Source organism: Cohnella fermenti (assembly GCF_004801405.1).
Classification (GTDB): Bacteria; Bacillota; Bacilli; order Paenibacillales; family Paenibacillaceae; genus Cohnella; species Cohnella fermenti.
Genome location: NZ_SSOB01000059.1, coordinates 1 through 25,620 on the forward strand (window position 1 = coordinate 1; position 25,620 = coordinate 25,620).

The 25,620-nt window shown below is 62.7% G+C and carries 23 protein-coding genes; 21 read left to right on the top strand and 2 right to left on the bottom strand.

The window, feature by feature from the left end; translation table 11 throughout:
* Nucleotides 1-818 precede the first annotated feature (818 nt).
* From rsmB to spoVM, 7 genes are all read left to right on the top strand, one after another.
* Nucleotides 819-2,342, top strand: coding sequence for a 16S rRNA (cytosine(967)-C(5))-methyltransferase RsmB (gene rsmB / locus E6C55_RS29865; RefSeq protein ID WP_330999672.1), 1,524 nt, complete (start codon nt 819-821; stop codon nt 2,340-2,342).
* 112 nt (nt 2,343-2,454) lie between these two features.
* Nucleotides 2,455-3,687 carry a 23S rRNA (adenine(2503)-C(2))-methyltransferase RlmN gene (gene rlmN, locus E6C55_RS29870; protein ID WP_136373501.1) on the top strand — a complete coding sequence of 411 codons (1,233 nt, stop codon included), beginning with the start codon at nt 2,455-2,457 and terminating at the stop codon, nt 3,685-3,687.
* Between the two features lie 5 nt (nt 3,688-3,692).
* On the top strand, nt 3,693-4,460 hold the full coding sequence (locus E6C55_RS29875) for a Stp1/IreP family PP2C-type Ser/Thr phosphatase (RefSeq protein WP_136373540.1): 768 nt from the start codon (nt 3,693-3,695) through the stop codon (nt 4,458-4,460).
* A complete protein-coding gene (gene pknB, locus E6C55_RS29880; protein WP_136373502.1) occupies nt 4,457-6,541 on the top strand; it encodes a Stk1 family PASTA domain-containing Ser/Thr kinase in 2,085 nt (694 codons plus the stop codon). The genes E6C55_RS29875 and pknB overlap by 4 nt, the downstream gene beginning before the upstream one ends.
* A gap of 11 nt (nt 6,542-6,552) precedes the next feature.
* Complete coding sequence (gene rsgA, locus E6C55_RS29885) at nt 6,553-7,455, top strand: ribosome small subunit-dependent GTPase A (RefSeq protein WP_136373503.1); 903 nt, start codon at nt 6,553-6,555, stop codon at nt 7,453-7,455.
* Between the two features lie 4 nt (nt 7,456-7,459).
* Complete coding sequence (gene rpe, locus E6C55_RS29890; RefSeq protein ID WP_136373504.1) at nt 7,460-8,119, top strand: ribulose-phosphate 3-epimerase; 660 nt, start codon at nt 7,460-7,462, stop codon at nt 8,117-8,119.
* A gap of 162 nt (nt 8,120-8,281) precedes the next feature.
* Nucleotides 8,282-8,362, top strand: coding sequence for a stage V sporulation protein SpoVM (gene spoVM, locus E6C55_RS29895; RefSeq protein ID WP_010345573.1), 81 nt, complete (start codon nt 8,282-8,284; stop codon nt 8,360-8,362).
* A 162-nt stretch (nt 8,363-8,524) separates the two neighbouring features.
* Here spoVM and rpmB read toward each other — a convergent pair whose 3' ends face one another.
* On the bottom strand, nt 8,525-8,713 hold the full coding sequence (gene rpmB, locus E6C55_RS29900; protein WP_136373505.1) for a 50S ribosomal protein L28: 189 nt from the start codon (nt 8,711-8,713) through the stop codon (nt 8,525-8,527).
* Between the two features lie 154 nt (nt 8,714-8,867).
* Between rpmB and E6C55_RS29905 the strand changes: the two genes are divergently transcribed.
* The 5 genes from E6C55_RS29905 to E6C55_RS29925 all read left to right on the top strand — a co-directional run bounded on the left by E6C55_RS29905 (nt 8,868) and on the right by E6C55_RS29925 (nt 14,595).
* Nucleotides 8,868-9,227 carry an Asp23/Gls24 family envelope stress response protein gene (locus E6C55_RS29905; protein WP_136373506.1) on the top strand — a complete coding sequence of 120 codons (360 nt, stop codon included), beginning with the start codon at nt 8,868-8,870 and terminating at the stop codon, nt 9,225-9,227.
* A gap of 72 nt (nt 9,228-9,299) precedes the next feature.
* Nucleotides 9,300-11,165 (top strand): DAK2 domain-containing protein, encoded by a 1,866-nt coding sequence (locus E6C55_RS29910; RefSeq protein WP_168735948.1) that lies wholly within the window; start codon nt 9,300-9,302, stop codon nt 11,163-11,165.
* 52 nt (nt 11,166-11,217) lie between these two features.
* Entirely contained in the window at nt 11,218-12,072 is an 855-nt protein-coding gene (locus E6C55_RS29915) for a DegV family protein (RefSeq protein WP_136373507.1), read from the top strand.
* Between the two features lie 105 nt (nt 12,073-12,177).
* Nucleotides 12,178-14,229, top strand: coding sequence for an ATP-dependent DNA helicase RecG (gene recG, locus E6C55_RS29920; protein WP_136373508.1), 2,052 nt, complete (start codon nt 12,178-12,180; stop codon nt 14,227-14,229).
* A 78-nt stretch (nt 14,230-14,307) separates the two neighbouring features.
* The gene (locus E6C55_RS29925; RefSeq protein WP_136373509.1) at nt 14,308-14,595 is read left to right on the top strand and encodes a stage VI sporulation protein F; all 288 of its coding nucleotides are present in this window, start codon (nt 14,308-14,310) and stop codon (nt 14,593-14,595) included.
* A 138-nt stretch (nt 14,596-14,733) separates the two neighbouring features.
* Here E6C55_RS29925 and E6C55_RS29930 read toward each other — a convergent pair whose 3' ends face one another.
* Nucleotides 14,734-15,417 (bottom strand): SOS response-associated peptidase, encoded by a 684-nt coding sequence (locus E6C55_RS29930; protein WP_136373510.1) that lies wholly within the window; start codon nt 15,415-15,417, stop codon nt 14,734-14,736.
* 358 nt (nt 15,418-15,775) lie between these two features.
* Here E6C55_RS29930 and E6C55_RS29935 point away from each other — a divergent pair, with 358 nt between their 5' ends.
* From E6C55_RS29935 to E6C55_RS29975, 9 genes are all read left to right on the top strand, one after another.
* Nucleotides 15,776-16,207: a hypothetical protein gene (locus E6C55_RS29935; protein ID WP_136373511.1), complete on the top strand. Its 432-nt coding sequence runs from the start codon at nt 15,776-15,778 to the stop codon at nt 16,205-16,207.
* 216 nt (nt 16,208-16,423) lie between these two features.
* Entirely contained in the window at nt 16,424-17,512 is a 1,089-nt protein-coding gene (locus E6C55_RS29940; protein WP_136373512.1) for a glycosyltransferase, read from the top strand.
* Nucleotides 17,509-19,785, top strand: a complete 2,277-nt coding sequence (locus tag E6C55_RS29945) for a methyltransferase domain-containing protein (RefSeq protein ID WP_136373513.1) — start codon at nt 17,509-17,511, stop codon at nt 19,783-19,785. The genes E6C55_RS29940 and E6C55_RS29945 overlap by 4 nt, the downstream gene beginning before the upstream one ends.
* A gap of 4 nt (nt 19,786-19,789) precedes the next feature.
* Nucleotides 19,790-21,025, top strand: coding sequence for a glycosyltransferase (locus E6C55_RS29950; protein ID WP_136373514.1), 1,236 nt, complete (start codon nt 19,790-19,792; stop codon nt 21,023-21,025).
* A gap of 479 nt (nt 21,026-21,504) precedes the next feature.
* Nucleotides 21,505-22,542 (top strand): ABC transporter substrate-binding protein, encoded by a 1,038-nt coding sequence (locus E6C55_RS29955; RefSeq protein ID WP_136373515.1) that lies wholly within the window; start codon nt 21,505-21,507, stop codon nt 22,540-22,542.
* Between the two features lie 79 nt (nt 22,543-22,621).
* Nucleotides 22,622-22,927 carry a thiamine-binding protein gene (locus tag E6C55_RS29960; protein WP_136373516.1) on the top strand — a complete coding sequence of 102 codons (306 nt, stop codon included), beginning with the start codon at nt 22,622-22,624 and terminating at the stop codon, nt 22,925-22,927.
* Nucleotides 22,917-23,708: an ABC transporter permease gene (locus E6C55_RS29965; protein WP_136373517.1), complete on the top strand. Its 792-nt coding sequence runs from the start codon at nt 22,917-22,919 to the stop codon at nt 23,706-23,708. Before E6C55_RS29960 ends, E6C55_RS29965 begins: the two co-directional genes overlap by 11 nt.
* On the top strand, nt 23,705-24,535 hold the full coding sequence (locus E6C55_RS29970; protein WP_136373518.1) for an ABC transporter ATP-binding protein: 831 nt from the start codon (nt 23,705-23,707) through the stop codon (nt 24,533-24,535). The genes E6C55_RS29965 and E6C55_RS29970 overlap by 4 nt, the downstream gene beginning before the upstream one ends.
* A gap of 74 nt (nt 24,536-24,609) precedes the next feature.
* Nucleotides 24,610-25,431: a TatD family hydrolase gene (locus E6C55_RS29975; RefSeq protein ID WP_230986922.1), complete on the top strand. Its 822-nt coding sequence runs from the start codon at nt 24,610-24,612 to the stop codon at nt 25,429-25,431.
* Nucleotides 25,432-25,620: the final 189 nt, after the last annotated feature.

Genomic DNA, 25,620 nt, shown 5'->3' on the forward strand with positions numbered 1-25,620 from the left:
TGCCGTCACGTTTGCGCGTTTACGGAGCGTCATCTCCACGTTGATTAAACAAAAACTCCCCGTTCTCTCCTCGTTAACCGACGCTTTTCGCGGCACACTTGTTATCCCCGGTACCTAAGTAGTAACGGTTTTTCGCATAAAATTGGCCATACGAGGCAGGCGGAAGATGATTTTATGTGATTTTTCGTATAAAATCGGTCATTCGAGGGGCTGGCGCCGATTTGTATGCGGTTTTTCACATAAAATTGGCCATACGGAGTGGTGGGGGCTGACGCGATCGGTCGGACGTCGTGGGCGCGATTGGTCGGTCATTGTGAACGCGATCGGAACGTCGGCGTGAAGGTGATCGAACGGTCGTCGTGAATGGTTGTCGTGAATGGTTGAGGAGGTTGGACGGAGCTTCGTCTCTGGCGGGCAGCGGGTGGAGCGTTCCGTTATGGCGCTTGCTGTGGGGGCGATGCTGTCTTTCTGTTTTTGCCAAAAGGGTGCCTTATCCCTTCCATTCAGTTTCCCTTCGGTTGCCTGACCTGAACCGAGGGGATAAGGCACTCTCTGGCTAAGATGGCATTACTGAACGACGGGGATAAGGCGCCCTCTTCGCTAAAGTGGACAGCCTGCCGGCAGGCTGTCCGACGGATGCACGACGCACAAAGCGCGATAGGGAGCGGCGGCGACCGGGGAACGCAACGAGCTTAAGAAGTCAATGAACTAAGAAGTCAATGAACTAAGAAGTCAATGAACTAAGAAGTCAATAAGCTAAGAAGTCAACGAGTGAAGAAGCAGGGCGCAAGCCTGCCGCAATCGGAGAGTGTAACGGAATGAGCATGGATAAGCAATCGACCAAGCGGGGGCAGGGAAGCCCGCGCAAAGAGACAGCCCGTCCGAGAGGAGAAGCGCCCCGCCCTGGCGGAGCGGCCAAGCCGGGGGCGGGAGCGGCGGCCAAGCCGGCATCGGGAGGAGCCCAGCGCAGGGCGCCGTCGCCCCGGGGGCCGCGCGAAGCGGCGCTGAATGTGCTGCTGAGGGTGGACCAGCAGGGGGCGTACAGCGGTCTCGAGCTGAATCGGGTGCTCTCGGCCGCGGCCTTGTCCCGGCAGGATGCCGCGCTGGCGACGGAGATCGTCTACGGCACCATTCAGCGGCTGAACACGATCGACCGCGTCCTCAAGGAGCGGGTCAAGGGATGGCCGAACAAGGTGGAGCCGTGGGTCCGCAGTCTGCTGCGGCTTAGTTATTATCAACTGAGGTGGCTGGATCGCGTGCCTGCTCACGCCGTGACGGACGAGGCGGTGCGGATCGCGAAGAAGCGGGGGCACGCCGGCATCGCGGGACTCGTGAACGGCGTTCTGCGCGGGCTGGTGCGCGAAGGGCTCGCGTCCGAGCTGCCTTCCGGGCTGGGGGATGCGGAGCGGATCTCGCTGACCCACAGTTATCCGGAATGGCTCGTGAAGCGCTGGATCGATGTTTACGGCGCGGAGACGGCCGAAGCGATCTGCGAGGCGGGCAACGAGCCGCCGCAGAGCTCGGCGCGGGTCAATCCGACCCGGATCTCCCGCAGCGAGCTGCTGGAGCGAATGGACGAAGCGCAGATTTACGCTCGGCCTTCGAAGCTGGCGCCGGGCGGCATCGTCGCCTCCCGGGCCGGCAGCCTGGCGGCGACCGATTGGTATCGCGAAGGGCTGCTCACCGTGCAGGACGAGAGCTCGATGCTCGTCGCCGCCGTCGCCGGCCCGAAGCCGGGCATGCGCGTGCTCGACTGTTGCGCCGCTCCGGGAGGGAAGACGACTCATCTGGCGGAGCTGATGGGAGATGCGGGCGAAGTTGTCGCCAACGATATTCATCCCCATAAGGAGGCGCTCGTCGCCGAGCAAGCCGCACGGCTCGGCCTCCGCAGCATTCGCACTGTGGTCGGGGATGCGGCCGGCCTCGCGGACACGCTGCCTGCGGCTTCGATGGATGTGGTGCTGCTGGACGCCCCTTGCTCGGGGCTCGGGGTCATCCGGCGCAAGCCGGAGATCAAGTGGAACAAGAGCGAGGAGGACATCGCGGGATTGGCCGCGCTGCAGGCCGAGCTGCTGGAGAAGGTGCACAGCCTCGTTCGGCCCGGCGGAACGCTCGTCTACAGCACTTGCACGATTGCGAAGGAAGAGAACGAGGAAGCGATCCTCCGATTCCTGGAGAAGCATCCGAATTATATGCCGGATACGGATTGGCCGCAGGAGATTATCGAATCCTTGAAGCAGGGGGGCGCGCTGCCGGAGCCGTTCGCGGGGATGGTGCAGCTTCTGCCGCAGCAGTTCGGCAGCGACGGCTTCTTCATCGCCAAGCTGAAGCGGCTTCCATAACGGCTCGCTGACGGATCGGCAACGCTTCGGCAATGGCTGGGCGACGTCCCGGCGGGCAATCTTCTGCCGGAAGGACGTTTGTGATAAAATAGATCGAACGGTGGTGACACATATGGACAAAGTAGAGGACAACAAGAGCGAAATCAAGAGCGAGATCAAGAGCGAGATCAAGAGCGAGATCAAGAGCGAGATCAAGAGCGACAACAAAGGCGACAAAAAAGAATTGAAGGGCTTGGACAGCAAGCTGAACTACAAGCCGGATAAGCCCTTTATTTACGACTATTCGCTCGAACAGCTCCAGGAGTGGGTCAAGGAGCAAGGCGAAGCGGCATTCCGTGCCGGGCAGATCTTCGATTGGCTTTATGTGAAGCGGGTCGGCTCCTTCGAGGAGATGTCGAATTTGCCGAAGGCGCTGCGGGAGAAGCTTGCGGATGCGTTCGCCTTCGTCACGCTTAACGAGATTACGAAGTTCCAATCGAAGGACGGAACGGTCAAGTTCCTGTTCGGCCTGCATGACGATCATGCGATCGAGACGGTTCTCATGCGCCATAATTACGGGAACAGCGTCTGCGTCACGACGCAGGTCGGCTGCCGCATCGGCTGCACGTTCTGCGCGTCCACGCTCGGCGGACTCAAGCGCAATCTGACGGCCGGCGAGATCGTCGCGCAGGTGGTGCAAGCGCAGCGCATGCTCGATCCGGAGAACGAACGGGTGTCGAGCATCGTGATCATGGGCTCCGGGGAGCCGTTCGAGAATTACGACAACATGATGACGTTCCTCCGCCTGATGACGCATCCGAAGGGACTTAATATCGGCCAGCGCCACATCACGGTGTCGACGAGCGGCATCGTGCCGAACATGTATCGCTTCGCGGACGAGAACACGCAGATCAGCCTGGCGATCTCGATCCACGCTCCGAACGACGAGCTCCGCTCGAAGCTGATGCCGGTCAACCGCCGCTTCCGCTTCGACGAGGTCATGGACGCGTGCAAGTATTACATCGAGAAGACGGGCCGGCGGCTGACGTTCGAGTACGCGCTCATCGGCGGCGTGAACGACCGGCCGGAGCACGCGGAGGAGCTTGGCGATCTGCTGCAGGGAATGCTCTGCCACGTCAATCTCATTCCGGTCAACTACGTTCCGGAACGGAATTACGTTCGGACGCCCCGCGACGATATCTTCGAGTTCCAGCGCATTCTGGAGCGCAAGAAGATCAACGCGACGATCCGTCGGGAGCAGGGCCACGATATCGCTGCCGCCTGCGGACAGTTGCGCGCGAAGCATACGGAAGAGAAAGAGAAGAGAGAGCGGCTGGAGAAGGAGAAAGAGGCTCAGGCGAGGTGATCGTTGTGAAGACGGCATTGAGAACTCATGTGGGAAGAGTACGGCAAGTGAACGAAGACAGCGCGTGGGTGGATACGCTCGGCAGCGGATTGATCGCGGCCGTTGTCGCCGACGGCATGGGCGGGCACAAGGCGGGGGAGATCGCGAGCGGGCTCACGGTCGAGAGCGTCGTCGCTTCGCTGTCGTCCTGGCAGGAGGAGCTCGGCTCCGACGCGGCCGCGATTCGTCTGAAGGAGCTGATCCGGCGGGCGAATTCGGTCGTCTACGAGACCGCGTCCGGCAACGATCAGTATTCCAACATGGGAACGACGATCGTGCTCGCGCTGCTGGACCCGAACGCCGGCCTGATCGGCCACATCGGCGACAGCCGGGCGTACCGGCTTCGGGCCGGCGAGCTTCTGCAACTGACCGAGGACCATACGCTCGTGCACGAGCTGACCAAGTCGGGCCAGCTTAGCCCGGAAGAAGCGGCTACTCACCCGAGGCGGAACGTGCTGATGAGAGCGCTTGGCACCGATCTGCAGGTCGAGGTGGACGTTCTGCGCTTCGACTGGCTGCCGGGAGATCTTCTTCTTCTCTGCAGCGACGGGCTCAGCTCGCTGGTCGAGGAGCATCTCATCAAGGATACGCTGACGGAAGCGAGCTCCAACCTGGAGCAGAAGGCGGAGCGGCTGATCGCCCTCGCCTTGCTGGCCGGCGGAGACGACAACGTCACTGTCGCGCTTGTGGAACACGAGCCGGACGTTGGCGTCGCCGGAGGAGGGAAGGCATGATCGGACATACGCTAGGTGGTCGGTACGAACTGCTGGATCGCGTCGGGGGAGGCGGCATGGCCCTGGTCTACAAGGCTCGGGACAATCTGCTCAACCGGCTCGTCGCGGTGAAGGTGCTGCGTCAGCAATTCATGCACGACGAGGATTTCGTACGCCGGTTCCGCCGGGAGGCGCAGTCGGCCGCAGCCCTGTCCCATCCGAATATCGTCAGCATTTACGACGTCGGGCAGGAACAGGATACGCACTACATCATTATGGAATTCGTCGATGGCTACAACCTGAACGAAATCATTCGCGACAGGGCGCCTCTGCAGGTCGAAGAAGCGGTGCGGATTGCCGCCCAGATCTCCGACGCGCTGGATCACGCCCATCATAACCAAATCATTCATCGCGATATCAAGCCGCACAACATCCTCATTGGCAAAAACGGCCGGGTAAAGGTGACGGACTTCGGAATTGCGAGGGCGGTGACGACATCGACGATTACCCAGACCGGCTCCGTGCTCGGTTCGGTGCATTATTTCTCTCCCGAGCATGCCAAGGGAGTCAGCACCGGGGAGAAGTCCGACATCTATTCGCTCGGCATCGTCCTGTACCAGATGCTGACGGGGCGGCTTCCGTTCCTTGGGGAGAGCCCGATCAGCGTGGCGCTTAAGCACCTTCAGGAGCCGTTCGAGCGGCCGAAGCTTGTGAATCCCCACATTCCGCAAAGTGTCGAGAACATTATTCTCAAGGCGATGCGGAAAAACCCGCAGGAGAGGTATCCGTCCGCGAAGATGATGCTTCAGGATCTGGAGACGTGCCTGCAGCCGCAGCGCCTGCACGAGCCGCCGATTCAGTTCCCGAGCGATTCGCTTGAGGACGACGGGGAGCAGACGCTCGTCATGCCGGCGCTGAAGCCGGACATGCGGATGTCGGCGGAGGAGACGATCGCGAAGAACGGGCAGGGCGGAGACGACGAAGAGGAAGAGCCGAAGCGCCGCTGGGTCGCGCCGACCGTGTTCGCGGTCATCGCCGCGATTCTGATCGCCGTGCTGATCTGGGCCGTGTTCGCGCTGAAGGGCTCGTTCGTCCCGAAGGACGTGGACGTGCCGACCGTGGTCGAGATGAGCTTCGAGGACGCTCAGGCGAAGCTGGCCGAGTTCGGTCTCGTCGCAGCCATGCCGTATCCGGAGGAAGCGAACGACACCATCCCCGCAGGGTACGTAATCCGGCAGGACAAGCAGGATATGAAGGTCAAGGAAGGCGCGACGATTACGCTGACGGTCAGCACCGGGCCGGAGCTGTCGACGATGCCCTCTCTTACGGATAAAGACATCAAGGACGCGATTGCGGAGCTCAAGGCGCTCGGGGTGACGGAAGATCGGATCAAGCAGAATTCGATTCACGACGAGAGCGATGCGGGCACGGTGCTTGAGCAAGATCCCGCATCCGGCGACAGCTTCGATCCGGAGAAGGATACGATTACGCTAACGGTCAGCGAAGGGCTCGAGGAGTTCGCGATGCCGGAGCTGATCGGCCTCACGCTTGAGGAAGTCAAGGCCAAGCTGCTGCAGTACGACCTGAAGCTGCCGGACGGCAACATTAATTACGAGAAGAGCTATTCGACCAAAGGCCATGTGTTCAAGCAATTCCCCGCGGAGAAGAACGAGCTCGTGACGGCCGGCACGGAAGTGCAGATCTGGATAGCCAGCGGCTTCCCGGACGATGCGAAGCAGCGCCCGTTCGAATTGACGGTGTACCCGACGATCGACGGCCAGACGAGCAGCGTGCGGATTCTGATCTCGGATGCGCTCGGCGAAGGCAGGGAGTGGGGCGTGAAGAAGGTTCAATCCCCTTCGACCTATACGCTTACGCTGGTGTTGGCGCCGGGGACGAGCGGCAAGGTGACGGTCTATCGGGACAACGACTTCTTCGACGAATACATCGTGCCTTACGAGGACGATATCCCGGCCTCGGCGGAACCGCCGGCGGAGGAGTCGTCCGAACCCGAGGATAGCGGCGGGACGGACACGGGGACGACCGGCGAAGGCGGAACGGAATCCGGCGGCGATCCGGCGACGGACAATTCACAGGGATAGGGAGCGTGCCGATGCCGCAAGGAATGATCTACAAGGCGCTAAGCGGGTATTACTACGTGGAGACGGAGGAGGGGCAGACGGTTCAGTGCCGGGCGCGCGGCATCTTCAAGAAGCGGGGGCAATCCCCGCTTGTCGGGGATCGCGTCGTCTTCAGCGAGACGGAGAACGGGGAAGGAACGGTCGACGAGCTGCTCCCCCGGACGACGGAGCTGATCCGGCCGCCGGTCGCGAACGCGAGCCTGGCCGTTCTCGTCTTCTCGATCATCCGTCCGGAGCTGAATCTTCAGCTTCTCGACAAGTTCCTTGTGCACATCGAGCACACGGGGCTGGAGACGCTGATCGTGTTCACGAAGCTGGATGCGATGGAAGCGTCGGAGGAGCGCGAACGGATCGAAGCGGACGTGACGGCCGCACGCGCGCTCTACTCTTCCATCGGGTACGAGACCGCGCTTGTCAGCTCGAAGCGGGGCGACGGAATTCCGGAGCTGCAAGCGAGGCTCAAGGACCGGGTCGGCGTCTTCGCGGGACAATCGGGCGTCGGCAAGTCCTCGCTCGTCAATGCCCTCGTCCCGGGACTTACGCTCGAGACGAACGAGATCAGCGAGAAGCTTGGCCGAGGCAAGCATACGACCCGGCATGTCGAGCTCGTCCGGCTGGAGGGCGGCGGCTGTGTCGCGGATACGCCGGGCTTCAGCCAGCTCGACTTCGGGGAGCTTGGAATCGAGGAGATCGGCTCCTGCTTCAAGGAATTCCGGGAGCTGGCGGGCGGCTGCAAGTTCAGAGGCTGCACGCACGTCCACGAGCCCGATTGCGCGGTTAAGGAAGCGCTGGAGCAAGGCGCCGTCGCCGCGAGCCGCTATGAGCATTACGTCAGCTTCATGACCGAGTGGAGAGAGAACAGACGGAGGTATTAAGGGTATGACGATTGTAGCACCATCCATCCTGTCGGCGGACTTCGCCCGGCTCGGAGAGGACGTCCGCACGGCGGAGCGCATCGGCGCGGACTGGATTCATATCGATATTATGGACGGCCAATACGTTCCGAATCTGACGTTCGGCCCTCCGATCGTCGCGGCAATTCGCTCCTGTACAAGCCTTCCGTTTGACGTTCATCTGATGGTGAATACGCCGGAGAAGCTTCTCGACGACTTGAAGCGAGCCGGAGCCGACCGGATTACGGTCCACGCCGAGGCATGCCTTCACTTGCACCGAACGATTCATGCGATCCGCGAGCTCGGCCTCAAGGCGGGCGTGGCGCTGAACCCTCATACCCCCTTGTCCGTGCTGGATTACGTGCTGGAAGACATCGATCTGGCGCTGATCATGACCGTCAATCCGGGGTTCGGAGGGCAGTCGTTCATTCCGGCCATGCTGCCGAAGATCCGCGAGCTTCGCAGCCGCCTGGACGCGAAAGGGCTGACCGATGTGCATATCGAGGTGGACGGCGGCATCAACGCCGAGACGGCCGCTCTCGTGAAGCAAGCCGGAGCGAATGCGCTTGTCGCAGGCAATTACATCTATGGAAGCGACGACCCGCTCGCTGCCGTGGCAAGCCTCAGAAGCGCTTCGGTCGAATGACGCGAAGGGAAGCAACATAAGGAATGAAGATTCTCCGCATCCGCCCGGACTAGGACAACGTCCCTCTTGCATACACTAGAATCAACAGCGCGTGTTCAACGGTTAGGCGCGTTCGTGCGCTGGGCTGCGGGGGACGCTCTAGGTCCGGAGGAGGGGTGGAGGATGAAGTTCTATACCATCAAGCTGCCGAAGTTTCTGGGCGGGTTCGTTAAGGCAATCTTGAACACCTTCCAGAAGAACTGACGCCTCCTTAGGAACCCGCGGTTCCCGGAGGCTCCGGCTCTGCCGGGAGACGCTTGCACGCATAAGTCGGCTTAAGCTCGGCACGCATAACAAAAAGCACCTGGTCCCAGGTGCTTTTTGTTATGGTATCAATGCGTACCCGTATGAAGGACTTGTTCGAGCTTACACTCGAGTCACTTTGCCGGATTTCAGGGCGCGGGTGCTGACGTAAACGCGTTTCGGCTTACCGTTCACCAGAATGCGCACCTTTTGCACGTTGACTCCCCAAGAACGCTTGTTGTGGTTGTTCGCGTGAGATACGTTGTTGCCGGTAGCCGGCTTCTTACCCGTAATGTAACATTTGCGAGCCATTAAATCCACCTCCCTACCCAGACCTTGCAGACACTTTCATTATCATAGCACACGGCCCGTAGCGTTGCAATCTGTGTTTTTGGCTTCATCTCAAACAAATTTTATAGTACAATAAGTTATGGTCCATAATACCAGCATAAAGGGGTGGATTCCGATGCCTATGCAGATGGCGAACGAGAACGGCAAGATCGAGATCGCAGACCAGGTGCTCGCCGTCATAGCGGGGTCGGCCGCAATGGATTGCTTCGGGCTGGTGGGGATGGCTTCCCGCAAGCAGCTTAAGGACGGCATTGCCGAGCTGCTCGGCAGAGAGAATCTGTCGCGGGGCGTCGAGGTTCGGCGCACCGGAGAGCAGGTTCACCTGGATCTCTTCGTTATCGTCAGCTACGGGACGAAGATCTCCGAGGTTGCGCATAACATTCAGACCAAAGTCAAATACGTACTCGACGAGATCGTCGGGCTTCGCGTCGATTCCGTCAACGTTTATGTTCAAGGCGTAAGAGTGTCTCAATAGGCAACGACCGGATGCACCTTAAGTAAGGCAGAAGATAAACGACCGATCGTACCTCGGGAGGAGAATAGGCATTTGAGCAAACGCAGCTTGAACGGAACCGAATGGTCCGCCATGGTGCTGGCCGGAGCCGAGAGGCTGGCCAGTCACGCGGAGAGAGTGAACGAATTGAATGTATTCCCCGTCCCTGACGGAGACACGGGGACGAATATGAATATGACGATGACGGCGGGGGCGAACGAGCTTCGCAGCAAGCCGTCCGTCGAGGTGGGGAGAGCGGCCGAGGTGCTGGCCAAGGGGCTGCTGATGGGCGCGCGGGGCAACTCGGGCGTTATTCTGTCGCAGTTGTTCCGCGGCTTCTCAAGAGCGGTCGCCGGACAGCAAGAGATCGGGGCACCCGCGTTCGCTGCCGCCTTGCAACAAGGAGTTGACACCGCTTACAAGTCGGTTGTGAAGCCGGTGGAGGGGACGATTCTGACGGTCGCCCGCGAAGCGGCGAAGCACGGGCTGGCCGCCTCGCGGCGCACAGCCGACCTCGTGGAGTGGATGCGGGAGATTGTCCTCAAGGCGTCGGAGACGCTGGCGAGAACGCCGGACATGTTGCCCGTTCTGAAGCAGGTCGGCGTCGTCGATTCCGGCGGGCAAGGGCTTGTCTATATTTACGAAGGGTTTATGGAATATCTGGAGGGCCGCACGGGAGCATCGGACTTCGCCGCGCCCGAGCCGCAAGCCGCGGCGGCTGCGTCGTCGGGCGCGCACGCTGCGGAGGCGGCCGGTTCCGCTCACGGTTCCGGTTCCGCTCATGGCTTCGCTCAGGCGAAGATCAAGACCGAGTCGATCCAATTCCCATACGACATGGAATTTTTCGTCAATCGGGACGCCGTTGCCAGAAGGACTCCGTTCCCGGAGGCTTCCTTCCGCAAGACGCTGGAGAAGGACGGCGATTCGATCATCCTGATCGACGCCGGAGACATCGTCAAGGTGCACGTGCACTCCCGCCGCCCCGGCGACGTGTTGAATGCGGCGCTTCTCTACGGCGAGCTGTCTTCGATTCATATTCTGAACATGCAGGACCAGCATCGCGAGCTGCTGGAGCATGAGCAGGAGAAGCCCGGGCCGACAACGGCGAAGCTGTCCGAGGGCTATGAGGGAGATTCGATCGGGGTCGAAGCCGCGACCGGCTGGCCGCCGGAAGCGATGGGCAAGCTGGCCGCAGCCGAAGCGGCGCAAGCGAGCGAAGCGGTCGCGACCGTCGCTCATCCGTTGGCCTTCGAGATGGCTCCGCTCGGCATCGTGGCCGTCAGCATGGGATCGGGCAACGAGCAATTGCTGCTCAGCCTCGGCGTCGATTCGGTCATCTCGGGCGGGCAGAGCATGAACCCGAGCACGGAGGATCTCGTGCAGGCCATCTCGTCGCTTGCCGCCCACCATATCTTTATTCTGCCGAACAATTCGAACGTCCAACTGGCGGCCAAGCAAGCGGCGGAGCTGGCCGACAAGCCGGTAACCGTCATTCCGACGACAAGCGTGCCGCAGGGAATGGCGGCGCTGCTCGCCTACCGCGAGGAGGACCCGCTCGAAGTCAACGCCGAGCGGATGACGGGAGCGATCGAGAAGGTCGCGACGGGGCAGATTACGAAGGCGGTACGGGATACGCGGATGGACGGCGTCGACATTCGGGAAGGCCAGTACATCGGCATCCTGAACAAGACGATCGTCGCGTCGAACGACGGCCTGGTTGAAGCGGCCCGCGAGCTGCTGGCCAAGATGCTCGCGACCGGCGACGAGGTCGTCACGATTCTGGCAGGCGAGGGGGCGGACTCCGAATACACGGACACGCTGCTCTCCTGGATCGGGAACCACTACCCGGATGCCGAAGTCGAAGTCCACGAGGGCGGACAACCGCTGTATCCTTACTGGTTCATGGTCGAGAGCGTCTGAGGCGGTACGAGAGCGTCTTGGGCGGTATTTGAGATCAAGCGGAGGAATCGAGATGGGAGCAATCGCTCTGGTAACGGACAGCACGGCGGATATTCCGCGCGCGGAGAGAGAGCGTCTTCGCATCGGCATGGTCCCCTTGAAGGTTCATTTCGGCGGGGAGGAGTATTTGGACAACGTCGACCTGCAGCCGGCGGACTTCTACGAGAAGCTGCAGAGCTTCCCCGGATTGCCGAAGTCTTCCCAGCCGTCTCCCGCCGACTTCCTCGCCGAGTTCGAACGGCAGATGGCGGACGGCAAGGAAGTGCTCTCGATTCATCTGTCGTCGGCGCTCAGCGGAACCTATCAATCGGCGCTGCTGGCGAAGTCGATGCTGGAGGACGAGTCGAAGGTCACGGTCATCGATTCGAAGTCGGCCTCCATGGGCTACGGCATGCTCGTCATCCGGGCGGCGGAGATGGCGGAGCAGGGCGCTTCCATGGACGAGATTGTTGCGGAGATTGCCCGGATCAAGAGCTCGACGAAGCTGTACTTCCTGGTCGACACGCTGGAATACCTTCATAAAGGCGGACGAATCGGACGGGCTTCGGCCCTGTTCGGCTCGCTGCTCAACATCAAGCCGATTCTGACGATCGACGACGAAGGGTACGTGAACGCCCTCGACAAGGCAAGAGGCCAGAAGCGGGCGTTCGCACGCATTGTCGAGCTGCTGGACGCCGACTTCGCCGGCAAGCCGGTCGATCTGAACGTCGTCGTCACGCCGGGCAAGACCGAGATGGCGGAGGAATTGATCGCTCTGCTGAAGGAGCGATTCCAGATCCGCCGCTACATGCAGTCAGAGATCGGGCCGGTCATCGGCACACATGCCGGTCCGGGCACCGTCGGCATCTTTATGGGCCCGGCCGTCTAAGCAAGCGTCAGGGGCGGCCGGAGGATAGGCGCAGCCTTCGCGCACAGGGAATCGGCGGCTGCCGGAGCTGTGCCGAAGCGCTTCGCGCGAACGAGGTTGGTTGACATGGGTTTGGACTTATTCGCGATACCCGTCGAGAAGCTGCGAGGCGTGAGCACCCAGAAGTCGGGGGAGCTTCACGCCTTGGGCATTTATACAATCGGGGATTTATTGGAGTATTATCCGTTCCGCTACGAGGACTATCGCTTGCGGGAGTTCGGCGAGGTGAAGGACGGGGAGAAAATCACGGTGCAAGCCGTCGTCGCCGCGTTCCCGTCGCTGCAGCGGTACGGTCGTACGGCCCGGCTGCTGTGCGCCGTGTCGGTGGAAGGAATGGTCGTGACGGCGGTGTGGTTCAACCGCGCCTTCCTGAAGGATCAGCTTGAGGTTGGCCGCGAGGTGATTGTGACGGGCAAGTGGGACCAGCGGCGGCGGCAGATCACGGTTGCCGAGTCGGAATTCCCCGACCGCGGGACGGCGAGGTCGGGAACGCTGCAGCCGGTCTATTCCGTCGGCGGCGGCATCACTCAGACTTGGCTCCGCAAGAAGATCGACGAAGCGCTGACGCAATACGGAGCGATGATCCCCGAGCTGCTGCCCGCGTCCGTCGTTCATCGCCATGAGCTGATGCCGCGCCGCGAAGCGATTGTGCGAATTCACCGGCCGGAGAATTCCCGGGAAGGGCAGGAGGCCCGGCGCCGGATGGTGTACGAGGAGCTGTTCCTGTTCGAGCTGAAGCTTCAGGCGTACCGAGCGGCGAATCGGAAGCAGCCGGACGGCATCGCGCATCCGATCAAGGGCGAGGACATCCGCGACTTCGCGGCTGCGCTGCCCTTCGAGCTGACCGATTCCCAGAAGCAGGTCATCAACGAGATCACCGCGGATATGAAGCGATCCTATGCGATGAACAGGCTGTTGCAAGGCGATGTCGGCTCGGGCAAAACAATCGTCGCCGCAATCGCGCTCTACGCTTCGGTTAAGGCGGGGTACCAGGGGGCGCTGATGGTGCCGACCGAGATTCTGGCGGAGCAGCACTATCGGTCGCTGACGAAGCTGTTCGAGCCTTACGGCGTTCAGGTGGCGCTGCTCACCGGCAGCGCGACGGACCGCAAGCGTCGAGACATTCTCGCCGGACTGGAGATGGGGCTTGTCGATATTCTGATCGGCACGCATGCGCTGATCCAGGACGACGTCATCTTCCGCAAGCTCGGCCTCGTCGTCACGGACGAGCAGCATCGGTTCGGCGTGGGCCAACGCAGCGTGCTTCGCCGCAAGGGGCTGAACCCGGACGTGCTGTCGATGACGGCGACCCCGATTCCGCGGACGCTTGCGATTACGGTCTTCGGCGACATGGACGTCTCGACGATCAAGGAGCGCCCGAAGGGGCGGCTGCCGATCAAGACGTACTCGGTGAAGCACGAGATGATGGATCGGGTCGTCGGCTTCATCCGGCGCGAGGCGGAGCTCGGTCATCAGGCGTTCTTCATCTGCCCGCTGATCGAAGAGTCGGAGAAGCTCGACGTGCAGAACGCGATCGATCTGCATACGCAACTGAAGCTGACGCTTCCCGAGCTGAAGATCGGTCTGCTGCACGGGCGCATGTCCGCCGCCGAGAAGGATCAGGCGATGGCGGACTTCGCCGCCAAGCTGACGGACGTGCTCGTGTCGACGACGGTCATTGAGGTCGGCGTGGACGTGCCGAACGCGACGCTGATGATCGTCATGGACGCGGATCGCTTCGGCCTGTCGCAGCTTCACCAGCTTCGCGGCCGGGTCGGGCGCAGCGAATTCCAATCGTATTGCGTTCTGATCGCGAATCCGAAGTCGGAGAACGGCCAGGAGCGGATGAAGGCGATGGCGGACACGGACGACGGCTTCGAGATCGCCCGGCGCGACCTCGAGCTGCGCGGCCCCGGCGAGTTCTTCGGGACGAAGCAGAGCGGAGTGCCGGAGTTCAGGCTTGCGAACCTGATCGAGGACTTCGCGATGCTGGAGCAGGCGCGGGACGACGCGGCGGAATTGACCGCCCTGCCGGAGTTCTGGACGTCCCCGTCGTACGAAGGGTTAAGGGAATTTCTGCGCAGAGAAGCTGCTCTGCAAGGGGAACCGCTCGATTAACGTTGTCAAGCGGGGGTCTCAGCTACCTGGAATCGGCATAGGATAGTCAAGACATCGCCGAGAGGAAGTGAGCGAGGGATGAGCTGGCAGAAGTTCGGCATCCGGCCCGACCTGGTGGAACGCGTCAAGTTCAAGATGAAGAACCCGACGATCAAGGACAAGATCAAGCAGCTCCTGGAGGGGGCGACGAAGTACGATCTCCAGGATCGGCTCAAAGTTCGCAAGTATGTGAAGTCCGCCGCGAAGATCCTGAACGAGCCGCTCACCGACGTTCAGGAGGAGCAGCTCGTCGCCTTCGTTCTGGCGCAGAAGATCGACCCGAGGAACACGCTGCACCTGATCAAGCTGTGGGCAATGTTCCGTTAGCGGGATCGGATCGTCGTCGCAGGGACGGCGCGGACAGGTACGCGGAAGAAGAGATCGCTCCGAGGGGCGGTCTCTTCTTCGATTGCCGGAGGCGGTCGAACTGCGCACCTGACCGGTCGGCGGCCCGCGGGAGCCGGCTTATCGGTCCGCGTCCCTCGCCATGGGGAAGATAAGCGAAGGGCTGTCGTTGCGCACGTTGCCGACTTCGGGGCCGACCTCGTAGACGGTCATCTCGCTCGCCGGGCAGGGGACAAGCAGGTGGCGGAGCAGCTCCGGCTCCCGCACCTCGCGGTCGAGCCAGAGCGCTTCGTCCTCCGGCCGCAGAATGACCGGCATCCGGTCGTGGATGCCGGCCACGAGCTCGTTGGCCGACGTCGTCACCACCGCGCATGTGTGCAGCTTCTCTCCCTCCGGAGACATCCAAGTCTCGTACAGGCCGGCGAGGCTGAACACCTTGCCTTCCTTCAGCATAATCCGCATCGGCTGCTTGCCGTCGCCCGAGCGCTTCCATTCATAGAAGCCGTCCACGGGAATGATGCAGCGCTTCGAGCGGAACGCGTTCCGGAAGGCGCGGCGCTCCTCGAGCGTCTCCGCGCGGGCGTTGATCATCCGGGAGCCGATCTTCGCGTCCTCCGCCCACGGAGGCACGAGCCCCCACTTGAGCGGGCCGAGCCGATTGCGGTGCTTGCCCGCGACAACAGCGGGAATGAGCTGTCCGGGAGCCGCGTTATAGCAGGGCCCATAGGAGCCCATGGCGTTGTCCGCGTCATATCGCGCCAACAGCTCCTCGATCGTCACCGTTATCGTATACCTTCCGCACATGGTCGTTCCTCCTATTTTGCCAAGATCCGATAAACCCGCCGAACCCGCCGGAGCCGCCGCCCACCCCGCCGGACTCCAGGAATTAATGCGAAATTTCACATTCGTGCAGCGCGATGACGGGCAGGTTGGAGAGGTGCGAATGCGCAGCGGGGAACCGTCAGGGCGATTGGCCCGACGGTTCTTCTTAACCTGCAGGCCGTCTCTGTTAATCTACTTCCCAGTATACCGCAACGAGGGGCCGGTTGCCCGAATTCGCGCAATCCGCGCAAAATCAAACCGTAGTCTAGCGGATTGTCCAATCGGCCGGACGAGATTCGACGTATGCTGTTCTATCTTCACGTACAAGGAGGTGAACAAGATGGGAGCATTCCTTGATCTTCGCAGCTCGATGAACTCCAGCCAGACGGGATTCCCCAACGTTCCGCTTACGACGGCTCCGGCGCTGTTCGGCGTTATCGGCCTGCAGACCCAGAATAAGGCGAACACCGTTATCAACCTCACAGGCACGGTTGGCATCAGCGATCCGATCGTCGGCAACACGTTCACGATCGAAGTGCTGCGCGGCACGACGACTTACAACGCAGCCAATGTCATCTACTCGGCGACGCTTGGCATTCGCGTGTCGCTGTTCGGCGACATCTACTCCTTCACGGCGCAAGATCTTCTGGCTCCGGCAGCCGCCGAGACGATCTACTCGGCATTCATCTCCGGCGGTCCTCTCATCATTCTGAGCGGCGTTCGTTCGGGTCCGGAAGTGTTCTGGGGCGTTGCCTCGCAAGGTGCACCGTAAAGACCCGCTATAAGCCAGTCATATGCCAGCCATAGGCAGCTATAAGCCGGCCATAAGCAACAACAGGCAAGCCGTTCGGGTGCGGTTCACGATCCGGCGGCTTGTTTTTTTGGCGGAATCGCGGCCCCTGGGGGCGAGCTCCTGTCCAAGCGAAGCCGACCGCCGCCGAATAGACTGGGACAGAAGATGGCGCCGCAAGGCTGAAGGAGGTACGGGATGGTTACGGTCAGCCTGTGCATGATCGTTAAGAATGAGGAAGAGGTGCTGGACCGATGCCTCGGCTCGGTCGCCGACCTGGTCGACGAGATCGTCATCGTCGATACCGGCTCCAAGGATCGGACGAAGGAGATTGCGGAGCGTTATTCCGCCCGTATTCACGATTACGAATGGATCGACGATTTCGCCGCCGCGCGCAACTATTCCTTCTCGCTGGCGACGCAGGAGTACATTCTGTGGCTGGATGCCGACGACCGCTTGCTGGAGCGGGACCGGGAACTGTTCCGGGAGCTGAAGCTGACGCTGGACCCCGCGGTCGATTCCGTCGCGATGGAATACCATCTTGCGTTCGACAGCAATGGTAAGACGGCGGCGATGGCCAGGCGCAACCGGCTCGTTCGGAGAGCCTGCGGCTTCAAGTGGCACAACCCGATTCACGAATATTTGGAGGTGGACGGGAACGTCTACCTGACTCACATCGCCGTCACGCACGATCGGCGCGGCGACCACTCTCCTCGCAATCTCGCGATTTTCCGGCGTATGCTCGAGAGGGAGGGCGAGCTGACGGGCCGCAACGTGCTCTACTATGCCAACGAGCTGGCGGATTCGAAGATGTACCGGGAGGCGGCGGAGACGTACGAGCGCTTCCTGGAGCAGCCGGGGCAATATTACGAGGATTACGTGCTCGCCTGCTCCAAGCTGGCGGAGTGCCGGCATTATCTCGGAGACATGGAGGGCAAGCTGCGATCGCTCGTGCGCATTATGGCTTACGACCTGCCAAGGGCCGACCATTGCTGCGCCATCGGTTACTGCTACCAGGACCGGGGAGATGTTCGCAAAGCGATTTTCTGGTATGAGCTGGCACTGACGCTCGAGCTGCCCGTGCACCACTTCGGCGTCGTTAATCTGATTGCGTGGACATGGCTTCCCCATCTTCAGCTCTGCGTCTGCTACGGGCTGCTGGGCGATCTGGAGCGGGCTTACGAACATAACGAGAAGGCTCTCGAGTTCCTGCCGGACGATCCGAACCTGCTCGCCAACCGGGCCAAGCTGACGGAAGCGCTCGGATTAGGAGGGGATTCGGCATGACGACGAGCATCATCGTGGCGACGTTTAACCAACTCGAAGAGACGCGAAGGTGTCTGGACAGCGTGCGCCGGCATACGCCGGAAGGCAGCTATGAGCTGATCTTCGTCGACAACGGCTCCACGGACGGGACGGTCGATTGGCTGCGTCGGCAGCCGGATGTGAGGCTGGTCGAGAACGAGAGCAACGAGGGCTTCCCGAAGGCGGTGAACCGCGGGGCGAGGCTGGCGAGCGGGGAGCGCCTGCTGCTGCTGAACAACGACACGGCCGCCACTCCGCGTTGGCTGGAGCAGTTGACGGCCGCGCTGGAGAGCGCCGAGGATGTCGGAGCCGTCGGGCCGGTGACGAACCGGGCCGGCTACGGGCAGGCGATCGAGACGAAGTACCGAACTCCGGAGGAGCTTGAACGGTTCGCCGAGGCGTACAACGTCTCGAATTCCGGCAGTTGGAGGAAGCGGCTGAAGCTCATCGGCTTCTGCCTGCTGATCAAGCGGAAGGCGTGGGAGGAAGTCGGAGAGCTCGACGAGAGCTTCGGCATCGGCAACTTCGAGGACGACGATTGGTGCTGGCGGGCTCGCCGCGTCGGCTACAAGCTGATGCTCTGCGAGGATACGTTCGTGCATCACGAGGGCAGCGCGTCCTTCCGGCACGATCCGGAGCTGTATCGCCGGCTGATGAAGGACAATTCGAGCCGCTTCGAGCGGAAGTGGGGCTTCCAGCCGACGGCCGCGATGAACGTTCGGACCGATGTTCTGGATGCGCTTGAGCCCTACTGCACGGGGAAAAAAGGACTGAAGGTGCTCGAGATCGGCTGCGGCTGCGGAGGAACTCTGCTGGAGTTAAGCAACCGCCATCCGGATTATCGGCTGTTCGGCTTCGAGGCGCACGAGCCCGCCGCAGCGGCGGCCCGGCTCGTGGCGGAGAAGATCTGGTCCGTCGCCGATCCGGGGCTCTGGAGTCCCGAAGCGGGCGAGTACGATTACGATGTCGTTCTGCTGCACGACATCTTCGGGGCGGTCATTCCGCCGGAGGCGCTCGGCGTTGCGGCGGGGCTGCTGAAGGAGGGGGGAGCGGTGCTGGCGACCGTGCCGAACCGGCTTCACTTCTCCCATGTCAAAGCGTATCTTGCGCCGCAGAACCGGCTCGCTCCCGGCACGATGTTGTCGGAAGCCGAGGCGAGACGGAGATTCGAAGAAGCGGGCTACGAGCGGATCGAGACGGTTCGCACGGCGGATCGCATCGACGCGGAGTCGGTCGAGGCGCTCTTGAAGCTGATGGGACGAGGAAGGAGGGACGACTTCTCGGTGCTGTATTATTTGTTTCGTGCAGTGAAGGGGGCGGCGACGAAGACAAATCGGCCCGGCGGGGAAGCAGGCAGAGTGGAAGAGCCGACTGCAGCCCCGAGCCCCGACCCGGCAGAGAGCCCGCCTGCCGCGACTCCGACGGCGGCTGCGGAGTCTGCCGACACAGCGATAGCCGCCGGGCCGCAGGCTCGCGGGCCGATCTCCGCGCAGCTTCCGAAGGCGCAGCAGGATGTCGCCTTCACCGGCGAACGCCTTGTGCTCAGCGACGCCGTGCTTGGCAGCCATCCGGACGTGTTCGCGGAGCATGTGTACCGGTACCGGCTGGCTCAGCCCTACGCCTTCGGCAAGCTAGTGCTCGATGCCGCTTGCGGAACGGGCTACGGCACAAGAATGCTGAAGGATGCGGGAGCGCTCGCCGTCAGCGGCATCGACGTCGACGCCGTCTCGGTCGAGCTTGCCGCTCGCGATTACGGCGGGCCCGGTGTCGCCTTCAAGGTCGGCAACGTGCTGTCGCTCCCGTTCCCGGACGGCGTCTTCGATCTAGTCGTCTCGTTCGAGACGATCGAGCACGTGCCGGACGGCAGCGACTGGCTGAAGGAAGCCGCGCGGGTGCTGAAGCCGGGAGGGCGGCTTATCATCTCCACGCCGAACCGCGACGTGACGAACCCGCACCGGCAGTTCGGCCAATCGATGAGCAATCCGTACCATTGCTTCGAATACTCGCTCGGGGAGTTCGTCGGCGAGCTGGCGGCGCTCTACGACATCGAGAGCATCCACGGCCAGACATTCTTCGGGCCGCACGGGCGGGTTGCGCCCGATTGGGCGGACATCGCCGCTTCGCTTGGCGCGAGCCCGTTCGATCTTCCCGGTCTGCATCATGACCTGGCGAAGTATTTCGCCCCGGCGCCGCTTGGCCGCATCAAGAACGCCAGGCCGTCCTACGCGGTAGCGATCTGCCGCAAGAAGGGCTGACGAGATGAATCCCTTCGAAGAGCGCACACTCCGTCCGGAGGACCCTCCGTTCCATTCGTTCGGTCCCCATAGCTTGCTCGAGCCGCCCGGCAATGTGTACGGAGCGGAGGAGATCTCGATCGGAAGCGGCGTCCTGCTGCGATTCGGCTACTGGCTGAACGTCTGCACGCCGGTGACCGGGGAGCGGCCGAAGATCGTCATCGGCGACGGCGTGCATACCGGCTTCGGCCTTCGCCTCTCCGCGGCCAATTCCATCGTCCTGGAGGCGAATTCGGGCTACGGCCCCAACGTCTATATCGCCGATACGGACCATGAGTACCGCTGGATCGGGCTGCCGGTCATCCGGCAGGGCATCACGCGAGCCGACGGCCGGGTCGTCGTCGGGGAAGGAAGCTGGATCGGCTCGAATGCCGTTATCGCCGGTTCGATCGCAATCGGCAAAGGCTGCGTGGTCGGCGCGAACAGCATCGTGACGAAGGACGTGCCGGACTACAGCGTCGCGGTCGGCTCGCCCGCCCGGATCATGAAGCTGTTCGATCCGGATTCGCTCGATTGGGTTCGCATCCGCAGCGGCGAGCAGGCGGAAGCCGTGCTGCGGGCGCGGAGCGAGCGGCCGCTGCTGTCGATCGGCATCCCGACGTTGAACCAAGCGTCCGAGCTTAAGGCATGTCTGGAGGCGCTCCTGCCCCAGATCGGAGCAAGCGGCCTGATCGAGGTATGCGTGTTCGACGACGGCTCAACGGACGAGACGCCGCGGGTGCTCGCCGGCTTCCTGGCGGACCATCCCCGGCTGCGCGTCCGGCGCAGCGCCAGCGGAAGCCGCCTCGGCGCGGAGCGCAGCCGACTCGAGCTGATCCCGTTCGCAAGGGGCCGCTTCCTGATGCTCCTCGGCGCCGGGGACGTCTTCCTGCCGTCGACCGTCCAGCCGCTGCTCTATGCGCTGCTCCGGATGAAGGATCGCCCCGTTGTGCTCCTGGATCAACGCCGGGAGGAAGAGGAGCTGGAAGCGGGCGAAGGCCCGGAGGAGCTCCAGCGGGAAGCGTCCTTGCAGCCGGGAACCGCCGCGCTTCTTCTGAACCGGGAGGCGCTGGCGAAGCCGGCAGAGACGGGGGGCCCCGCCGGAACCGGCAACGGTCCCATGTCCTGGGCTTGCCGGCTGCTGGAGCGCGACCCGCGCTTCGGCATCTTCCGGGGACGCCGGCTCCGCGCTGCCGCCAGCGCGCCGCCAGACTCGCTGTAGCTCGATCCGCTGCCGTTCATCGCTGCCGATTTTTTTGTTTCGCCCCCGCCCACCGCGGCTCTCGCGAATCGGAGGTTGACCGCGGCTGTTTTTCCCAGTATGATGATGAACGAGACAACCGACATATTGAACGTTTACGCGGGAGCTGAGGGAACTTGGCTGAGAGGGAAGCTGATCCGCTTTCGACCGTCAGACCTGATCTGGATAATTCCAGCGGAGGCAGTTGCACCTATACAAGGGGGAATCGCATGAGCATGCGTTCCTTCGCGTTACCCGCGCGCGTCGCGGGCAGGTGAGAGAGAAGCGCGGCCCGGCTTAAGACGGGAACCGGCTTCTCCGTATCGTCCTTGCATGAACGGGGCGCCTTCCGGAATTTTCGGGAGGCGTTTTTTGGTTGCACCGAGAAGGGATACAATGCTAGGGATTGCGTCCGTCAGGTCCGGTTGCTCAGACAAAGAGGATAGGGGAGAGAGAACAAGATGAAGAAGAAGCTTGTACAATCGGGCAAGGCGGGGCTGCTGTCGCTGGCGGCGATGATCGCGCTGGCCGGCTGCGGCAACGACGGGAATTCGAACGGGGGAGCGGCGCCCGCCACGGCGTCGTCCGGGAGCGCGGCGAAGCTGGAGGAAGTGAAGGTCGTGCTGGACTGGACGCCGAACACGAACCATACGGGGCTGTACGTGGCGGCCGATCAAGGCTTCTGGGAGAAAAGAGGGTTAAAAGTCGACATCGTCCAGCCCCCGGAGAGCGGAGCCGATGCGATGGTGGCGAGCGGAGCGGCGGACTTCGGCATCGGAGCCCAGGAAGGGCTTACGCTGGCGCGCGAGCAAGGGCTGCCGATCGTCTCCGTGGCGGCGATCATCCAGCATAACACGTCGGGCTTCGCCAGCCCGGAGGAGAAGGGAATCAAGGAGCCGAAGGACTTCGAAGGCCATGCGTACGGCGGCTGGGGCTCTCCGGCCGAGGAAGCGGTCATCGGCTCGATGATGAAGACGCAAGGGGCGGACGCCTCCAAGGTGAAGTTCGTCAACGCGGGAACGGCCGACTTCTTCACGGCGATCACGAAGGATATCGATTTCGAGTGGATTTTCTACGCGTGGACGGGCATCGAGGCCGAGCAGCGCGGCATCAAGCTGAACATGGTGTACCTGTCGGACTTCGACAAGCGGCTCGACTACTACACGCCGGTGCTGACGACAAGCGAGCAAATGATCGCGGACAAGCCGGAGCTCGTGCGGGCATTCGTGGAAGGCGCGGCCGAAGGCTACGAGTATGCGATCGCGCACCCGGCGGAAGCGGCCGACATTCTGCTGAAGGCGGTGCCGGATCTGAACGCCGACCTCGTGAAGGCAAGCCAGGATTGGCTGGCGGACAAGTACCAGGCCGACGCTCCCCGCTGGGGCGAGCAGAAGCGCGAGGTATGGTCCGGCTATGCCGAGTTCCTGAAGGAGAACGGCCTCTTGACGAAGGAGCTCGACTACGACGCGATGTTCACGAACGACTTCCTGCCGCAGTAACGGGAAGTTCGCAGCGGAGCGGTCGAGCGGCCGAGCTTCGAGCAAGCCCAATGAACGAACATTCGAGGAGGACAACGACATGGCGCAAGCGCTGCTGAGCATTCAGATTCTGCCGAAGTTGAAGCAAGGGGATACGGACGTCATTCCCTACGTCGATCGCGCGATCGGCATCATCAAGGAGTCGGGCGTCCCGTACCGGGTCGGTCCGATGGAGACGACGATGGAGGGGGATCTCGACACGCTGCTGGACATCGTCAAGAAGATGAACGCAGAGATGTTCGAGCTTGGAAGCCCGTCCGTTCTGTCTCAGATCAAGCTGTCGGTGGACGGGGGCGGCAACGCCTCGATGGCGCGGCTTCTGCAGAAATACCCCGATGGCAAGTAAAATTCGCCGGGCGCTGCTGCCGGCAGGGACGCTGATCGCGTTCGTGTTGCTCTGGCAGGCGGTCTGCTCGGCGTTCGAGGTGGGGCCGTACGTGCTGCCCGCGCCGTGGACGATCGCTTCCTACATGGCGGACAATGCGGCGCGGCTGTGGGACCAGTTGTCGTTCACGCTGCTGCTTGCGCTGAAGGGCATTGGGCTGGGCGTGGCGATCGGCATTGCGGCCGCCCTGCTGTTCCACCTCATTCCGGGAGTGAGGGCGGCGCTGTCGCCGATCATCATCATTACGCAGAATATCCCGACCATCGCGCTCGGTCCGCTGCTCATCGTCTGGTTCGGCTTCGGACTTGCGCCTAAGCTTATTCTTCTTGCGCTGGTGTGTTTTTTTCCCGTAGCGTGGTCGATGCTGGCGGGCCTGGGACAGGCGGCGCCGCACTTGAGGGAATACATGGCGATGATCGGCGCTTCAAGGTGGGAGGTGCTGCGCCGCTTGGAACTGCCCGCCTCGCTTCCGTCGTTCTTCACCGGCCTCAAGCTGACGGCGACCTATGGCGTGACGGCGGCCATCGTGGCCGAATGGCTCGGCTCGAGCGAGGGCATCGGCCACTACATCGTGCTCAAGTCGAAGGGCTACGACACGACCGGCGTGTTCGCCGCGATTGTCTGCATCGTCGCGTTGGCGCTCGCCTTCTACGGTGCCGCCGTCCTGCTGGAGCGGCTCGTCATCCGCTGGCGACCCGGAACCTCGAACGCCGCGGCGGGGAAAAGGAGGGATGCAGCATGAACGTAGGGCTGGAGAAGGAAGCCAAGCTGGAGCTGATCGGCGTGAGTGAAGGAAGTGCCAAGGAAGCCAAGCTGGAACTGATCGGCGTGTCGAAGAGCTACCGGCGAGACCGCAAGCGGCATCCGGTGCTGGATCGCCTCTCGCTTCGCGTGGGCGAGGGAGAATTCGTGACGCTGATCGGCCCGTCCGGCAGCGGCAAGTCGACGCTGTTCCGGCTGATCGGCGGCGTCGAGCTTCCGGACGAAGGGAGCATTCGCATCGACGGGAAGGAGACGAACGGCAAGCGCGGCCTCATCGGCTACATGCCGCAGCAGGCATCGTTGTTCCCGTGGCTGTCGGTCGCGGCCAACGTCAGCTCGGCGCTGACGACGGCGGGCATCGAGGCGGGCGAAGCGAAGCGGCTGGCGGCGGAGTGGCTGCGGCGCATCGATCTCGGCGACGTCGCGGGGGAGTACCCGCACGTGCTGTCGGGAGGCATGCAGCAGCGGGTGTCGTTCCTGCGGGCGCTGCTTATGCCGCGGGCGGTCATGTGTCTCGACGAGCCGTTCGCTGCGCTCGACGCCCTGACCCGCGCCGAGATGCAGGCGTGGCTGCTGCGGCTGTGGGAGGAGGAGCGCCGCTCCGTGCTGTTCGTCACGCACAGCATCGAGGAGGCGCTTACGCTCTCCGACCGGATCTATGTGCTCTCCCGCGCTCCGGCGCGCATCCTGAAGGAGATTCGGGTGCCGCTTCCCCGGCCCCGCCGCGGGGATGTGTGGAAGGAGCCGGCGTTCGTCGCGCTGAAGGAGGAGATTATGGGGCTGCTTGGAGAGGGGACTTCCCCATGAGCGCACGCGACGTTCCCGCCGGGCGTCCGGAGCGGATAATGCGCGACGATCCGCCAATAGGGGAGGACGTGCCCATGCATGGCGCTTCCTATCCGTTGTACGACGCGCACATTCATCTCGACTCGTATCCCGAGGAGCGCCGGGAGCCGCTGCTGGCCGAGGCGCTGGCTGCCGGAGCGGCCGGTCTCGTCGCGGTCTCGATGGACGTTGCCTCGTGCGAAGAGAACCGGCGGCTTGCGCAGCGGCATCCGGGGCTTGTCCTGCCCGCCTACGGCCATCATCCGGAGCAGCCTGCGCTGGCCGCTGACGGCCCGGAGCTCGGGCGGCTGTGCGACTGGATTCGCGCCCGCGCGGCAGAGGGAGAACCGTTCGCGATCGGCGAGGTCGGGCTGCCGTACTACTTGCGGACGGAGACGGAGAGCCGCGGCGAGCCGTTCGACGAAGCGCCGTATGTGCGGCAACTGGAGCGATTCGTCGCCTTGGCCGCCGAGCTGGACCGGCCGATCGTCCTGCACGCCGTTTACGAGGATGCGGACAAGGCGCTGGAGCTGCTGGAGCGGCACCGGGTTCGGCAGGCGCACTTCCATTGGTTCAAGGGAAGCGCCGCGACCGTGCGGCGGATGGCCCGGAGCGGGTACTACGTCTCCTGCACGCCGGATGTGCTCTACGAGCCGGACATTCGCGAGCTGGCGAGCGCTTATCCGCTCGAGCTGCTGATGACGGAGACGGACGGGCCGTGGCCGTTCGAGGGGCCGTTCGCAGGGCGCGAGACGACGCCTGCGATGACGCGGGACGTCGTCCGCGAGCTCGGCCGGCTGCGCGGCCTAAGCGAGGAGGCAGCCGGCCGGGCGCTGGCGGCCAACGCGCGACGGCTGTACTGGGGGCCGGACGCGTAGCGCGGCGGTGCTCGTCTCGAACGGGACTTGTCGGGATTCTCCCGCGCTTCGCCCATGTTCCATGTGTTTCCCGCCCCGCAACGTGCGGAGAACCGCCGGAATGGCTGCGACCATGCAGCCGCTCCGGCGGTTTTTTTGCGATGAAGCCGGTGTTGCCGACGGTTGCCGGATTTTATGCGAAAAATCGCA

Bases quoted from the DNA above. Each gene is read 5' to 3' on its own strand.
- rsmB (WP_330999672.1), top strand. From the start codon at position 819: ATGAGCATGGATAAGCAATCGACCAAGCGGGGGCAGGGAAGCCCGCGC.
- rlmN (WP_136373501.1), top strand. From the start codon at position 2,455: ATGGACAAAGTAGAGGACAACAAGAGCGAAATCAAGAGCGAGATCAAG.
- pknB (WP_136373502.1), top strand. From the start codon at position 4,457: ATGATCGGACATACGCTAGGTGGTCGGTACGAACTGCTGGATCGCGTC.
- rsgA (WP_136373503.1), top strand. From the start codon at position 6,553: ATGCCGCAAGGAATGATCTACAAGGCGCTAAGCGGGTATTACTACGTG.
- rpe (WP_136373504.1), top strand. From the start codon at position 7,460: ATGACGATTGTAGCACCATCCATCCTGTCGGCGGACTTCGCCCGGCTC.
- spoVM (WP_010345573.1), top strand. From the start codon at position 8,282: ATGAAGTTCTATACCATCAAGCTGCCGAAGTTTCTGGGCGGGTTCGTT.
- rpmB (WP_136373505.1), bottom strand. From the start codon at position 8,713: ATGGCTCGCAAATGTTACATTACGGGTAAGAAGCCGGCTACCGGCAAC.
- E6C55_RS29905 (WP_136373506.1), top strand. From the start codon at position 8,868: ATGCCTATGCAGATGGCGAACGAGAACGGCAAGATCGAGATCGCAGAC.
- E6C55_RS29915 (WP_136373507.1), top strand. From the start codon at position 11,218: ATGGGAGCAATCGCTCTGGTAACGGACAGCACGGCGGATATTCCGCGC.
- recG (WP_136373508.1), top strand. From the start codon at position 12,178: ATGGGTTTGGACTTATTCGCGATACCCGTCGAGAAGCTGCGAGGCGTG.
- E6C55_RS29925 (WP_136373509.1), top strand. From the start codon at position 14,308: ATGAGCTGGCAGAAGTTCGGCATCCGGCCCGACCTGGTGGAACGCGTC.
- E6C55_RS29930 (WP_136373510.1), bottom strand. From the start codon at position 15,417: ATGTGCGGAAGGTATACGATAACGGTGACGATCGAGGAGCTGTTGGCG.
- E6C55_RS29935 (WP_136373511.1), top strand. From the start codon at position 15,776: ATGGGAGCATTCCTTGATCTTCGCAGCTCGATGAACTCCAGCCAGACG.
- E6C55_RS29940 (WP_136373512.1), top strand. From the start codon at position 16,424: ATGGTTACGGTCAGCCTGTGCATGATCGTTAAGAATGAGGAAGAGGTG.
- E6C55_RS29945 (WP_136373513.1), top strand. From the start codon at position 17,509: ATGACGACGAGCATCATCGTGGCGACGTTTAACCAACTCGAAGAGACG.
- E6C55_RS29950 (WP_136373514.1), top strand. From the start codon at position 19,790: ATGAATCCCTTCGAAGAGCGCACACTCCGTCCGGAGGACCCTCCGTTC.
- E6C55_RS29955 (WP_136373515.1), top strand. From the start codon at position 21,505: ATGAAGAAGAAGCTTGTACAATCGGGCAAGGCGGGGCTGCTGTCGCTG.
- E6C55_RS29960 (WP_136373516.1), top strand. From the start codon at position 22,622: ATGGCGCAAGCGCTGCTGAGCATTCAGATTCTGCCGAAGTTGAAGCAA.
- E6C55_RS29965 (WP_136373517.1), top strand. From the start codon at position 22,917: ATGGCAAGTAAAATTCGCCGGGCGCTGCTGCCGGCAGGGACGCTGATC.
- E6C55_RS29970 (WP_136373518.1), top strand. From the start codon at position 23,705: ATGAACGTAGGGCTGGAGAAGGAAGCCAAGCTGGAGCTGATCGGCGTG.
- E6C55_RS29975 (WP_230986922.1), top strand. From the start codon at position 24,610: ATGCATGGCGCTTCCTATCCGTTGTACGACGCGCACATTCATCTCGAC.